Below are 12,135 nucleotides of genomic sequence, written 5' to 3'. Positions count from 1 at the left end.
CGACGCGACCCCGACCCCTCCGACCGATCGGCGACGACCCCTGACCTCCGCACCGACCCCCAACGCGCCCGTCCCGGCCTCCTCCGTGAAGGTCAAGATCTGCGGCATCACGCGCCTCGAGGACGCGCTCCTCGCGGTGCGCCTCGGCGCCGATGCGCTCGGGTTCAACTTCTGGCCGCGCTCGAAGCGCTTCATCCCCCCCGCCGCGGCGGGCGAGATCGTCCGGCGCCTCCCGCCGGGGGTCGAGACGTTCGGTGTGTTCGTGGACGCCTCGCGGGAGGAGCTCCTCGCGGCCATCGCGGCGTCGGGCGTGATGGTCGCGCAGCTGCACGGGGACGAGCCGCCCGCGCTCTGCGCGTCGCTCCCGGTCCCGGTGGTGAAGGCGATCCGCGTCGAGGGGCCGTCCGCGCTCGCCGCCCTCGCCGCCTACGAGGTCCCCGCGTTCCTCCTCGACGCGCCCGGGCCCGGGTTCGGCGGCAGCGGCAAGACCTTCGACTGGTCGCTCGCCTTCGAGGCGGCGCGCGCCGCGCGGGTGTTCCTCGCGGGAGGCCTCACGCCCGAGAACGTCGGCGAGGCGGTGCGGCGGGTGCGCCCCTACGGCGTCGACGTCGCGAGCGGGGTGGAGCTCGCGCCCGGAGTGAAGGACGAGGAGAAGATGCGGCGGTTCATCCAGGCGGCGAAGGAGGCAGCACGATGACGGTTCCCCTCCCCGGTCCGCGCGGCCGGTTCGGCGCGTACGGCGGGCGCTACGTCCCCGAGACGCTCGTGCCGGCGCTCGAGGAGCTCGAGGCGGCCTGGCTCGCGGCGCGCGAGGATCCGGCCTTCCGCGCCGAGCTCTCGGACCTGCTCACCCGCTTCGCCGGGCGCGAGACGCCGCTCGGCGACGCGCGGCGCATGAGCGCCGACGTGGGCGGCTGCAGGGTGCTCCTGAAGCGCGAGGACCTCTGCCACACCGGTGCGCACAAGGTGAACAACACGCTCGGTCAGGTGCTGCTCGCGCGCCGGATGGGAAAGACCCGCATCATCGCCGAGACCGGCGCCGGCCAGCACGGCGTCGCGACCGCGACGGCGGCGGCGCTCTTCGGGCTCCCCTGCGACGTGTTCATGGGCGCGCTCGACGTCGAGCGGCAGGCGCTGAACGTCTTCCGCATGCAGCTCCTCGGCGCGCGCGTCATCCCGGTGGAGTCCGGGTCGCGCACGCTCAAGGACGCGATGAACGAGGCGCTCCGCGACTGGGTGACGAACGTGCGCGACACCCACTACATCATCGGCTCGGTCGCGGGGCCGCATCCGTACCCCGCGCTCGTGCGCGACTTCCAGTCCGTCATCGGCGCGGAGGCGAGGGCCCAGTGCCTGGCGCTCGCCGGCCGGCTGCCCGACGCGGTCGTCGCCTGTGTGGGGGGCGGCTCGAACGCCATGGGGATCTTCTCGGCGTTCCTCGAGGAGCCCGCGGTGAAGCTCGTCGCCGTCGAGGCCGCCGGCCACGGGCTCGCGAGCGGCCGCCACGGGGCCTCGCTCGCGAAGGGCACGCCGGGCGTCCTGCACGGCTCGCGCAGCTACGTGCTCCAGGACGAGCACGGGCAGATCCGCGAGGCGCACTCGATCAGCGCCGGCCTCGACTACCCGGGCGTCGGCCCCGAGCTCGCCCACCTCAAGGACACGGGCCGGCTCACCCTCATGCAGGCGACGGACGCCGAGGCGCTCGAGGCGCTCCAGTACCTCGCGCGGATGGAGGGCATCATCCCCGCGCTCGAGACCGCGCACGCCGTCGCCGCGGCGCGCGAGGTCGCCCGTGCGCTCGGACCGGACGGGCTCCTCGTGGTGAACGTGTCGGGCCGCGGCGACAAGGACGTCGAGCAGGTGCGCCGCGCGCTCGCCGCGCAGGCCCCCCCGCCCCGGAAGCCGGCGCGGAGGAGCCGCGCTGGCGCCGCGCAGCGCCGGAAGGGAGGCTCGCGATGAGGGCCGTGAAGCGCCGGACGATGGCCACCCCGGACGCCGCGCCGGGCCCGCTCGCCGGGGACCGGATCGCCGCCGCGTTCGCGCGCTGCCGCGCGCGGGGCGAGGCGGCGCTCGTGACGTACGTGATGGGCGGCGATCCCGACCTCGCGACCTCGAAGGCGATGGCCCTCGCCTGCGTCGAGGGCGGCGCCGACCTGCTCGAGCTCGGGGTCCCGTTCTCGGACCCGATGGCGGACGGTCCGACCATCCAGCACGCGGCGGAGCGCGCCCTCGCGGCGGGGACGACGCCCGACGGCGTGCTCGAGGTGGCGGCGGCGGTGCGCGCGCGCTCGGACGTGCCGATCGCGCTCATGGGCTACCTGAACCCGATCCTCGCCCGCGGCGTCGAGCGGTTCGCCGACGGCTGCGCACGCGCCGGGGTCGACGCGGTGATCATCCCCGACCTCCTCCCCGAGGAGGCGGGCGACGTCGCCCCGGTCCTCGCCTCGCGCGGCGTCCGGACCGTGTTCCTGCTCGCGCCCACCTCCGACGCGGCGCGCGTCGAGGCGGCCGCGCGGGCGGCGACGGGGTTCCTCTACTTCGTGTCCGTCACCGGCGTCACGGGCGCGCGCACGGCGGTGGCCGCCGAGATCGGCCCGACCGTCGCCGCGATCCGGGAGAAGAGCCCGGTGCCGGTGGTGATCGGGTTCGGCGTGTCCTCGCCCGCGCAGGCGCGAGCGCTCGGGGCGCTCGCCGACGGCGTCGTCGTCGGGAGCGCCATCGTGCAGCGCATCGCCGAGGGCGGGACGCGCAAGGCGCGCGCCGAGCGCGTGGCGCGCTTCGTGCGGTCGCTCAAGCGGGCGCTCCGGCGCTGAGCGCTCCGCGCGCCGCCCACCCGGCGGCGCCCACGCCGCGCGCCCCGGTGGGCCGTCGCGTCCGGGGGGAGGAACCTCCAACGTTCGGGTGGCCGCCGGCGCGGCCATCCGAGCGATGCGAACGACCCCTCTCCTCCTCGTCGCGGCGATCGCGATCGCCGCGTGCGGCTCCAAGAAGGAGCCCGCGCCCACCGGCTCGGGGACGACGCCCCCGAGCGACGGTGCAGCGCCGCCGTCCGGTGGCGGCGCGCCGTCCACGCCCCCGATCGCGCCCGGCGAGCAGCCTCCCTCGCCGACCCAGCCCCCGTCACCTCCCGGCCTGACGCCGAGCGACATCGGCCCCGGCGGAGGCCCCATCGACGGCGGCCCTAGCCCGACACCGGCGCCCCCGGGCACGGGGACGCCCGCCGCGCCTCCGCCCACGCCTCCGCCGCCGATCGCGAGCCCCTGCGAGCTCTCCGTCTCGCTCGGCGGCGCGCCCGCGCTCGAGGCGACGGCGCCGCGGCACCCGCTGCCCGCGTGGGAGCACCGGCCGGCTGCCGGCACGCGGCTGCGGTGGGACGGCGTCCTCGACGCGGACGGGAACCTCTACTGGACCGAGCTCGCGGAGGACGGGACGGGCGAGGTCGTGTCCGCGACGCGCGCGGGCCAGATCCGCTGGCGCGCCCCCACCGCCCACCTCGCCGCGCACGTCGTGCTCGTCGCGGACGGCGTCGTCGTCGCCCTCTCGCAGCCCACGATCGACGCGTTCAGCGTGCCCGGCACGTGGCTCGAGGCGTTCCGCGCCGCCGATGGTGCCCCGCTCTGGACGCGCGACGTGGTCGCCGACGCGGCGCCGCTCGTGCCGGAGGCTGCCGGCCCGGCGCGCGCGTACGTCGGGGAGACGCACCCCGCGGCGGCCGACGGGACCCTGGTCCTCTCGCTGACAGCGCTCGGCGCGGAGGGCTACCAGTACCCCGGCGTCCTCCGCGTGGACCTCCGCAGCGGCGCGCTCCTCTCGCGCCGGTCCTTCGAGGGCGCGCGCACGATCTGGATGAGCTCGCCCGCGGCGATCGCGCGCGACGGCACCCTCGTCTTCTCCGCGAGCACGGACGTCGCCGGCGCGACGCTGTATGCCACCGCGCCCGGCGGCGCGGACCTCTTCGCGATCCCCCAGCCGAGCGATCACGCGAGCTGGCTCGCGAACGTGTCCGACCGCTTCGCGTTCGTGCAGTCGTTCCCGGACAGCCGCTTCCTCCCGGACGGCGGGCCGGCGTACGTCGACTGGCTTCGCCTCGAGGACGGCGCCCGCGCCGGCCGCGCCACCGGCGTCTCGGGCGAGGTGCTCTCCGAGGGGGGCTTCGCGTACTCGTTCGGCATCGGCACCGTCGCGCGGCTCGACCTCGATGGCTGCGCGGTGGGGTGGCAGCGGACGATCGCCGCGGAGCCACCGGGCGATCGCTCGACGCATCCGCACCTCACCACGGCGGTGACCTCCCTGACGGCCGACGGAGGAGTGCTGGTCCTCTCCGAGCTGGACGTGTACGGCGCGACCTCGCTCGACGTGACGCTCGGGACCGCGGCGCTCATCGCCATCGGCCCCGACGGCGTCGAGCGCTGGCGCGCGGAGCTGCCGGTGGACGCGCTCTACGGCGGACCCGGCGCGCTCCACGGCGGCCGCTGGTTCGTCGCCCCGCTCCTGCCCGACCGCTCCACCGCGGTGCTGCGCGCGTTCGACGTGGGGATCGACGCCGCGGAGCCCGGGTGGATCGCGCAAGACGGCGGCTTCTCCCGCACGCGGCGCGCGCGCTGAACGACAGTTCGTGATCCGCGATCACCTTCGGTGTCGCGGACCACGCTGTCGTTCAGCGATGTTCTGACGGGGGCTGCGCCCCCGCCCCGCCGACGGCTGGCCGCCGTCGTCGGGGCCCCACCCCTGCTCGCCGGGTCCCATGCGCCAACGCGATCGGCTTCGCCGATTCCGCGTCGGCGCCCCGGCGGGCTCGCTTCACTCGCCTTTGGCGAAACCGCTCGGGCGCCGAGCGCCGGCCGCCGCGTTCAGGCGATGCCGCCCGCCGGGTGGACGATGTGGATCCCGTCCTCGTGCCGCTGCATGTGCGGGCTGCTGATCCAGCGGCAGTGGCCGCAGAAGCTCCGCGCCGCGCCGTCGGTCACGCGCACGTCGAGATCGCCGCCGCACAGGAGGCAGCCGTTCGGCAGGCGGAGATCCTTCGTCGCGTCGGTCGTCGGGGAGTGCGGCTCGTGCCTCATGCCACGACCGTAAGACCGGTTTGCGGCTTGGCAAGTCGGGGACACCACGTGGCCGCGCCCCGTCCGGTGCGAAAGACGCCGCCCGTCCGCTCGCTCCCGACGTGCTCGCGACGGACGGGCGGCGGTCGCCTCAGGCGACGGCGCGCCCCACGGCGCCGGCGATCACGCGCACCTGGCGCATGAGCTCCTCGAACTCGGGCGGCGTGAGCGACTGCTGCCCGTCGGAGAGCGCCTTCTCCGGGTGGGGGTGGACCTCGACGATGAGGCCGTCCGCACCGGCCGCGACGCCGGCGCGCGCCATGGCCGCGACGTGGGCCCTGAGGCCGATGCCGTGCGAGGGATCCACCAGGACCGGCAGGTGCGTGAGCGCCTTCAGCACGGGCACGGCGTTCAGGTCGAGCGTGTTGCGGGTCATCGTCTCGAAGGTGCGGATCCCGCGCTCGCAGAGCGCCACCTGGTAGTTGCCGCGCGAGACCACGTACTCGGCGGCCATGAGCCACTCCTTGATGGTGGCCGAGGGGCCGCGCTTCAGGAGCACGGGTTTGCCGAGCGTGCCGAGCTGCTTCAGGAGCGAGAAGTTCTGCATGTTGCGCGCCCCGATCTGGAGCACGTCCGCGTACTCCGCGACCATCGGGAGCGTCTCGACGTCCATCACCTCGGTCACGACCTTGAGGCCCGTCTCCTCGCGGGCCAGCGCGAGCAGCTTCAGGCCCTCCTCGGCGAGCCCCTGGAACTCGTAGGGGCTCGTGCGCGGCTTGTAGGCGCCGCCGCGGAGGAAGCGCGCCCCCGCGGCGCGGACCGCGTGCGCCGCCTCGAGCAGCTGCTCCCTCGACTCGACCGAGCACGGCCCCGCCATGATGGCGAGCGCGTTCCCGCCGAGCGGGACCCCGCCGACGTCGAGGACGGTGTCCTCCTCCTTCACCTCGCGTGAGACGAGCTTGAACGGCTGGGAGACGCGCAGCGCGTCCTGCACCCCGGGCAGGGTCTCGAAGAGCTCCGGCTCGAGGCCCCCCTTGTTTCCGGTGATCCCGATGGCGACCCGCTGGGCGCCCGGGATGGGGTGGGCGGAGAGCCCGAGGGAACGGATCCGCTCGACGACGGCGGCGATCTCGCCCTCGCTGGCGTGGGGCTTCATGACCACGAGCATCGGGACCTCCGGCAGGGAATCCCGAGTCTTAGCGCGTGCGAGCGGCCCGCTCAAGGACGGGCGCGCCGCCCCGACGACCCTCGGCCGGCCCGGCGGCGACGTCGAGCGTCCCTCGCCGCATGGACACGCTCGCCAGGCGCGCCCCCCTGCCGCCGTGCGTGCGGCGCATTAGACTGACCTTCGGGAGGCGCTCCGTATGAAGCTCCTTCGGATCATCCGGCGGGCGGCGCGGCAGGTGGACGAGATCGCGGCAGCGCTCGAGCTGCCGGGCACGGCGGACCGGATCGAGAAGCGCACCGACTTCTCCAACTGCCCGCGCCCGGTGCTCCTGCTGCATGGCTTCTTCGCGTCGCGCCGCACCTTCGACATCCTCGAGCGGCGGCTGCGGCGCGACGGCTACGGCGTCTTCTCCCTCCGCCTCGGCGGCCTCGGCGGCGCCTTCAACACCCGCGGCATCGACGACGTCGCGGACCTCGTGCGCGCCAAGGTCGAGCGCATCTACGCGCGGAACCCGGGCATGGGCCCGCTCACCATCGTCGGCCACTCGAAGGGCGGCCTCGTCGCCGCCTACTACGTGAAGCGGCTCGGCGGCTGGCGCCGCGCGCGCGCCGTCGTGACGCTGGGGACGCCGCACCACGGCACGCCCCTCGCCTACCTCGGCCTGCCGCTCGGAGGGGTCTCGCGCTCGGTCTGGCAGATGATGCCGGGGAGCGCGTTCCTCGAGCGGCTCCACGACGGTCCCTGGCCGGCGCAGGTGCGGCTCGCGTCCATCTGGTCCCGGCGCGACGGGTGGGCGCCGTTCCCGAGCGGCGTGATCGAGACGCACGGGCTCCCGCACCTCGTGAACGTCGAGGTGAAGGGCGACCACCGCACGTTCGTCACGGGCAAGCGCGTCTACGAGGTGCTCCTGCGCGAGCTCCGCGCGGGCGAGGCCGAGGCCCCCGTCGTGCGCGGCCCTCTCACCGCGATGCGGGGCGGCCGCGCGGAGCGCCCCGCGAACGGCGCGCGCAAGGAGCCGGGCACGGACGCGGCCTGAAGGCCCGGGCGTGCGGCGCGCCGCGGCCGGCGCCCGCGGTACACTCGCAGCCGTGCGAGACCGCCGCTTCGACTTCCTCTACGAGCGCGAGAAGCAGCCGGTGAAGGCGTACGTCCTCGAGCGCTTCGCGGGCGAGCTCGCGCGCGAGCTCGAGGCGTGGCCGCCGCCGTTCCTGGACTGGGTCTCGGAGGAGCTGCGCGCGCGCTGGGCGGCCGGCGCCGCGGAGCGTCCCCGCGACGACGTGCTGCGCTTCGCGCTCGAGATCGCGCGCCAGGACCTGCTGCGAGACTTCGAGGGCGTCGAGCGGCGCCTCGCCGAGGGCGCGCACCGGCTGCAGTCCCCCGCCGAGGCGGCGTCCCTCCACCTGCTCGTCCGGCTCCTGACCGAGAAGTGCCTCGGCCTCAAGGAGCACGCGGAGGGCGCCCGCATCCGCCGCGAGGATCTCGTCGCGATGCTCGACGACGTCGAGCGCCGCCTGTTCCGCGTGACGCTGGGCTGATCCGCGCGAGGTGGCCGGCGGCGGGTGCTCGATCCCGCCGGATCGCCTCAAGACCGTCGCGCGGGCGGGGTCGTTCCGCGACGGCCGGAGAAGACGATCCAGAAGAGCGCGATGACGATCGCCGCGGCGGCGACGATCCAGACCCAGCCGAATCCCGCGTTCGTCGCGGCCGCCGGATCGGCGGCCTGGGCGAGCACCAGGACGGGCGCGAGGAACGCGACGACGGCCGCCAGGACGGCCGACGGACGGGCGAGCGATGGCATGTTGCCTCCCCCCGCGGCCTCGAGGTCGCGGCGACGGCCGAACGATGCGCATCGGGTGAGTGCCCGGCACGCGGGCGCCCGCCGCGGAGGCGGGGCCCGAGCCCGGGTGACCGGCAGGCGAAGGGAAGGCGACGCGCTACTTCTTCGGCACCTTCTCCCAGTCGGCGAGGAACTTCTTGAGCCCGCTGTCGGTGAGGGGGTGCTTCGCGAGCTGCTCGATGACGGCGAAGGGGATCGTCGCCACGTCCGCCCCGAGGCGCGCCGCCTCCAGCACGTGCACCGGGTGGCGCACCGAGGCGACGAGCACCTTCGTGTCGAAGTCGTAGTTCCGGTAGATCTGCAGGATGTCGGCGATGAGCGCCATGCCGTCCTGCGAGATGTCGTCCAGCCGGCCGACGAAGGGCGACACGTAGGTCGCGCCCGCCTTGGCGGCGAGGAGCGCCTGCACCGCCGAGAAGCAGAGCGTGACGTTCGTCTTCACGCCCTCGTCGGAGAGCACCTTCACCGCGCGCAGCCCCTCGACGATGAGGGGGATCTTGATGACCACCTGGTCGCCGTACTTGGCGTAGGCGCGCGCCTCGCGGACCATGCCCTCCGCGTCGATGGCGGTGACCTCGGCCGAGATCGGACCGGGGGCGAGCGCCACGATCTCCCTCAGGACCTCGTCGAACGCCCGGCCGGTCTTGGCGACGAGCGAGGGGTTGGTCGTCACGCCGTCGCACAGGCCGAGGGCGAGGGCCTTCTTGATCTCGCCGACGTCGGCAGAGTCGATGAAGAACTGCATCGTGGGCTACCTCCGGAGGGGCGTCCCATAGCGCACCGGCCCGCGCTGCCGCAAGGGGCGCGAAAGTGCTATATCGCGCGCAACCTCATGGCCAGCCGACCGAAGGCCCGCGTGGTTCGCCTCCCCCGCTCGCGCGCGAAGCGCCCCGCGCGCTCCGATCGCTCCCTGCTCGAGTACGGCCGCACCGTGCTCGACGCCGAGGCGCGCGCCATCGCCGCCGTCCGCCTCGACGACCGCTTCGCCGAGGCGGTCCGGTGGGTGCTCGGCTGCCGCGGCCGCGTGGTCGTGACCGGGATGGGCAAGCCCGGCTTCGTGGCGCAGAAGATCTCCGCCACCCTCGCCTCGACGGGCACGCCCTCCCACTTCGTCCACCCCGCCGAGGCGGCGCACGGGGACCTCGGCCGGATCACCAAGGACGACGTCGTCATCGCGCTGTCGAACTCGGGCGAGACCGAGGAGATCCTCCGCCTCCTCCCGGCGCTCAAGAAGATCGGCGCCCGCGTCGTCGCGGTGACGCGCGACCGCGTGAACCCGCTCGCGCGCGCGGCCGACCTCGTCCTCGCCATCGGCGACGTCGCGGAGGCCTGCCCGATGGGGCTCGCCCCGACCGCCTCGACCGCCGTGCTGCTCGCGGTGGGCGACGCACTCGCCATGACGGTGCTCGCGAACCGCCCCTTCGAGAAGGAGGAGTACGCGCTCTTCCACCCCGGCGGGAAGCTCGGCCGCGGGCTCATGAAGGTCCGCGAGCTCATGCGCGGCGCGGAGGCGAACCCGGTCGTGCGCGAGGACCAGCCGCTCTCCGCCGCCGTGGCGCGGATGACCGAGACGCCCGGCCGGCCCGGCGCGACGAGCGTCGTCGACGCGGCGGGCAAGCTCGTCGGCATCTTCACCGACGGGGACCTGCGCCGGCTCGTCGAGCACGGCGAGACCGACTTCACCCGGCCGGTGTCCTCCGCGATGGGCCGCAACCCGCGCACCGTCCGGCCCGACGCGCTCGTCGTCGACGCCGCCCGCGTCCTCCGCCAGGCGCGCATCGACCAGGTCCCGGTCGTGGACGAGGAAGGCCGCCCGGTGGGGCTCCTCGACGTGCAGGACCTCCTCGCCGCCAAGATCCTCTGATCATGAGCCCGCGCCGCCACGCCGCTCCCGCCCGCCGCGCGCCGCCTCGCGCGGCCGCGCACCGCGCCGCGGCCGGAGAGCGCGCGCTGCGCGCGGCCGTCGTCGAGTGCTGCCGGCGGCTCCACGGCCGCGACCTCATCGGCGCAGGCGAGGGCAACGTCTCCGTCCGGCTCGGCCCCGACCGCTTCCTCGTCACCCCCTCCGGCGCGAACAAGGGCTACCTCGCGCCCGCCGACCTCGTCGTCGTGGACGGGCGCGGCACGGTCGTCTCGGGAGCCGGGCGGGCCTCGACCGAGCTCCGCATGCACCTCGCCGCGTACGCGGCGCGCGAGGACGTCGCGGCGGTCGTGCACGCGCACCCGGTCACCGCCGTCGCGCTCACCGTCGCGGGGCTCCCGCCGCCGAACGATCTCGTGCCGGAGGCGGCGGTCACGCTCGGCGAGATCGCCCTGGCGCCGTTCGCGACGCCCGGCACCGGCGAGGTCCCCGCCTCGCTCGCACCGCTCTGGGCGCGCCACGACGTGGTCCTCCTCGAGCGCCACGGCGCGCTCGCCCTCGGGCGCACGCTCGACGAGGCGTTCGACCGGATGGAGACGCTCGAGCGCGTCGCGCGCGTCGCGCTCGTCGCCCGGCTCGCCGGACGGTGCGAGCCGTTGCCAGCCGAGGCGATCGCGAAGGTGCTCGCCGCGGCGGGGCGGCCCTCGCGGGGTTAGCGGACGGGAAGCTCCGCGAGCTGCCGGTCCTGCGTGCGCGCGAGGGCGAGCTGCGCCGCCAGCGCGCCGAGGAGCGCGAGGAACATGTCCCACTGCGTGTCCCACGGGTCGCCCTGCGTCCCGAGGAACGCGTCGGCGGACTGGCCGAGCGAGAGCGCGGCGCCCCACTCCACGAGCTCGTAGAGCGCGGAGATGGCGAGCGCGACGGCGGTGACGAGCACGAACAGCCACCGCCCGCGCCGGAGTGGCGAGGTGCGGAGCAGCAGCTCGCGGGCGACGAGCGCGGGGACGAAGCCCTGGGCGAGGTGGCCGAGCCGGTCGTAGTGGTTGCGTGCGAGCCCGAGCGCATCGCTCACCCAGAAGCCGAGCGGCACCTCGGCATAGGTGTAGTGCCCCCCGACGGCGAGGATCGCGGCGTGGACTGCGAGCAGCGCGTAGAGGAGCGGCGTGAGCGGGAACGTCCGGCGCGTCGCGACGAGCACGGGGAGCGCGACGAGGATCGGCGCGACCTCCATGAGCCAGGTGAGCCGATCCTTCGGGGCGATGCCGGAGACGGCGAGCGCGAGGAGCGCCGCAGCGAGGGCGGCCGGCGCAGCGATCGCGCGGGGCGAGGGTGACGTCTGGGCGTCGGTCGGGCGCGGCGCGGGCTCTGGGCGCATTGGGCGGCATGGTCCCGCGCGCCGATGCATGCGTCAATTCTCGAGGCGAGAGCCGCTCTCCGTGAACTCGAGCTCGACCCCGACCTCGAGAGGCCGCTCATCCCGAGCGTAGCGTCTCGGCGTCAGCCGAGACGTGGAGTCGAGGGACGGACCCGGATCTCGATCCGAGCGACCTCCGCGCGGTCAGTCCGCCGTCGCGCGCTTCCACGCCGGCCGGCCGCGGAGCCGCAGCACGTAAGCCTCGGCGGTCGGCATCCCCTGGAGGCCGGCGAGGAACTTCCCGTACGAGAGGATCGCTGCGACGACGACGTCCACGACGGAGAGCTCGTCTCCGAGGAGAAAGTCGCGGCCCGCCAGCGCAGCGTCGACGGCCTTCGCCGCGGCGTGGAACCGGGCCCTGCCACCCTCGATGCGCGCCGGGTCCCGCTCCGCCTCGGGCTTCTTCAGCTCCGCGGCGAGCGGCGAGAGCGGCGGCTCGAGCTCGGAGAGCGCGAAGCACAGCCACTGGTAGGCGAGCGCGCGGCCGGGGGTGCCCGGCGGCGGGAGGAGCCTCCCCTCGCCGTAGCGCTCCGCGAGCCAGAAGCAGATCGCGCCGGACTCGAAGATGCTGACCTCACCGTCCTCCAGCGCGGGCACGTGGCCGAGCGGGTGGCGGGCGAGGTGCTCGGAGGTGCGCGTCTCGGCCTTCGCCGGGTCGAGCCGGACGAGCTCGTACGGGATGCCGAGCTCCTCGAGGACGATGCGGGGGCGCGAGGCGCGGGTGTGGGGGACGTAGTAGAGCCGGGGCATGGCCGACCGTTGTAGCGGGGGAGCCGCCGCGGCGCGCGCGGAAACGTCAGGGCCGGGGCCGCG

At 75.2% G+C, this 12,135-nt stretch carries 14 protein-coding genes; 8 read left to right on the top strand and 6 right to left on the bottom strand.

From position 1 onward, the window contains the following. Positions 1-85: 85 nt before the first annotated feature. From MNY62_RS15210 to MNY62_RS15195, 4 genes are all read left to right on the top strand, one after another. Positions 86-697: a phosphoribosylanthranilate isomerase gene (locus tag MNY62_RS15210; RefSeq protein ID WP_242345031.1), complete on the top strand. Its 612-nt coding sequence runs from the start codon at positions 86-88 to the stop codon at positions 695-697. Continuing rightward, positions 694-1,959 carry a tryptophan synthase subunit beta gene (gene trpB, locus MNY62_RS15205; RefSeq protein WP_242345030.1) on the top strand — a complete coding sequence of 422 codons (1,266 nt, stop codon included), beginning with the start codon at positions 694-696 and terminating at the stop codon, positions 1,957-1,959. Before MNY62_RS15210 ends, trpB begins: the two co-directional genes overlap by 4 nt. Continuing rightward, a complete protein-coding gene (trpA, locus tag MNY62_RS15200) occupies positions 1,956-2,813 on the top strand; it encodes a tryptophan synthase subunit alpha (protein WP_242345029.1) in 858 nt (285 codons plus the stop codon). Before trpB ends, trpA begins: the two co-directional genes overlap by 4 nt. Before the next feature lie 115 nt (positions 2,814-2,928). Continuing rightward, a complete protein-coding gene (locus tag MNY62_RS15195) occupies positions 2,929-4,605 on the top strand; it encodes a hypothetical protein (protein WP_242345028.1) in 1,677 nt (558 codons plus the stop codon). Between the two features lie 245 nt (positions 4,606-4,850). Here the strand turns inward: MNY62_RS15195 and MNY62_RS15190 are convergent, their stop codons facing one another. Together MNY62_RS15190 and aroF are read right to left on the bottom strand one after the other, a co-directional pair. After that, positions 4,851-5,063 carry a hypothetical protein gene (locus tag MNY62_RS15190; RefSeq protein ID WP_242345027.1) on the bottom strand — a complete coding sequence of 71 codons (213 nt, stop codon included), beginning with the start codon at positions 5,061-5,063 and terminating at the stop codon, positions 4,851-4,853. A 130-nt stretch (positions 5,064-5,193) separates the two neighbouring features. Then, on the bottom strand, positions 5,194-6,210 hold the full coding sequence (gene aroF, locus MNY62_RS15185) for a 3-deoxy-7-phosphoheptulonate synthase (protein ID WP_242345026.1): 1,017 nt from the start codon (positions 6,208-6,210) through the stop codon (positions 5,194-5,196). A 196-nt stretch (positions 6,211-6,406) separates the two neighbouring features. On the opposite strand from aroF, the gene MNY62_RS15180 reads away from it, so the two are divergent. Next, positions 6,407-7,246, top strand: coding sequence for an esterase/lipase family protein (locus MNY62_RS15180; protein ID WP_242345025.1), 840 nt, complete (start codon positions 6,407-6,409; stop codon positions 7,244-7,246). A gap of 52 nt (positions 7,247-7,298) precedes the next feature. Then, positions 7,299-7,745 (top strand): hypothetical protein, encoded by a 447-nt coding sequence (locus MNY62_RS15175; RefSeq protein ID WP_242345024.1) that lies wholly within the window; start codon positions 7,299-7,301, stop codon positions 7,743-7,745. A gap of 47 nt (positions 7,746-7,792) precedes the next feature. Here the strand turns inward: MNY62_RS15175 and MNY62_RS15170 are convergent, their stop codons facing one another. Beyond that, entirely contained in the window at positions 7,793-8,008 is a 216-nt protein-coding gene (locus tag MNY62_RS15170) for a hypothetical protein (protein WP_242345023.1), read from the bottom strand. Between the two features lie 136 nt (positions 8,009-8,144). Next, positions 8,145-8,792, bottom strand: coding sequence for a fructose-6-phosphate aldolase (gene fsa / locus MNY62_RS15165; protein WP_242345022.1), 648 nt, complete (start codon positions 8,790-8,792; stop codon positions 8,145-8,147). An 87-nt stretch (positions 8,793-8,879) separates the two neighbouring features. On the opposite strand from fsa, the gene MNY62_RS15160 reads away from it, so the two are divergent. After that, positions 8,880-9,911, top strand: coding sequence for a KpsF/GutQ family sugar-phosphate isomerase (locus MNY62_RS15160; protein WP_242345021.1), 1,032 nt, complete (start codon positions 8,880-8,882; stop codon positions 9,909-9,911). Between the two features lie 2 nt (positions 9,912-9,913). Beyond that, the gene (locus MNY62_RS15155; protein WP_242345020.1) at positions 9,914-10,624 is read left to right on the top strand and encodes a class II aldolase/adducin family protein; all 711 of its coding nucleotides are present in this window, start codon (positions 9,914-9,916) and stop codon (positions 10,622-10,624) included. Here MNY62_RS15155 and MNY62_RS15150 read toward each other — a convergent pair. Together MNY62_RS15150 and MNY62_RS15145 are read right to left on the bottom strand one after the other, a co-directional pair. After that, positions 10,621-11,283, bottom strand: a complete 663-nt coding sequence (locus MNY62_RS15150; protein ID WP_242345019.1) for a DUF2238 domain-containing protein — start codon at positions 11,281-11,283, stop codon at positions 10,621-10,623. The genes MNY62_RS15155 and MNY62_RS15150 overlap by 4 nt on opposite strands. A 183-nt stretch (positions 11,284-11,466) precedes the next feature. Then, positions 11,467-12,072 carry a glutathione S-transferase family protein gene (locus tag MNY62_RS15145; protein ID WP_242345018.1) on the bottom strand — a complete coding sequence of 202 codons (606 nt, stop codon included), beginning with the start codon at positions 12,070-12,072 and terminating at the stop codon, positions 11,467-11,469. Between the last annotated feature and the right edge of the window lie 63 nt (positions 12,073-12,135).

Origin of the sequence: Anaeromyxobacter terrae, from assembly GCF_022690685.1 — a bacterium.
Classification (GTDB): Bacteria; Myxococcota; Myxococcia; order Myxococcales; family Anaeromyxobacteraceae; genus Anaeromyxobacter; species Anaeromyxobacter terrae.
Note: the sequence above shows the minus strand (reverse complement) of the source record. Positions and strands in the feature narration are given on the sequence as shown.

What these genes read in the sequence shown, in the direction of transcription:
- fsa (WP_242345022.1), bottom strand. Translation starts at nt 8,792, where the DNA reads ATGCAGTTCTTCATCGACTCTGCCGACGTCGGCGAGATCAAGAAGGCC.
- MNY62_RS15195 (WP_242345028.1), top strand. Translation starts at nt 2,929, where the DNA reads ATGCGAACGACCCCTCTCCTCCTCGTCGCGGCGATCGCGATCGCCGCG.
- trpB (WP_242345030.1), top strand. Translation starts at nt 694, where the DNA reads ATGACGGTTCCCCTCCCCGGTCCGCGCGGCCGGTTCGGCGCGTACGGC.
- MNY62_RS15145 (WP_242345018.1), bottom strand. Translation starts at nt 12,072, where the DNA reads ATGCCCCGGCTCTACTACGTCCCCCACACCCGCGCCTCGCGCCCCCGC.
- MNY62_RS15180 (WP_242345025.1), top strand. Translation starts at nt 6,407, where the DNA reads ATGAAGCTCCTTCGGATCATCCGGCGGGCGGCGCGGCAGGTGGACGAG.
- MNY62_RS15155 (WP_242345020.1), top strand. Translation starts at nt 9,914, where the DNA reads ATGAGCCCGCGCCGCCACGCCGCTCCCGCCCGCCGCGCGCCGCCTCGC.
- trpA (WP_242345029.1), top strand. Translation starts at nt 1,956, where the DNA reads ATGAGGGCCGTGAAGCGCCGGACGATGGCCACCCCGGACGCCGCGCCG.
- MNY62_RS15160 (WP_242345021.1), top strand. Translation starts at nt 8,880, where the DNA reads ATGGCCAGCCGACCGAAGGCCCGCGTGGTTCGCCTCCCCCGCTCGCGC.
- MNY62_RS15170 (WP_242345023.1), bottom strand. Translation starts at nt 8,008, where the DNA reads ATGCCATCGCTCGCCCGTCCGTCGGCCGTCCTGGCGGCCGTCGTCGCG.
- aroF (WP_242345026.1), bottom strand. Translation starts at nt 6,210, where the DNA reads ATGCTCGTGGTCATGAAGCCCCACGCCAGCGAGGGCGAGATCGCCGCC.
- MNY62_RS15190 (WP_242345027.1), bottom strand. Translation starts at nt 5,063, where the DNA reads ATGAGGCACGAGCCGCACTCCCCGACGACCGACGCGACGAAGGATCTC.
- MNY62_RS15150 (WP_242345019.1), bottom strand. Translation starts at nt 11,283, where the DNA reads ATGCGCCCAGAGCCCGCGCCGCGCCCGACCGACGCCCAGACGTCACCC.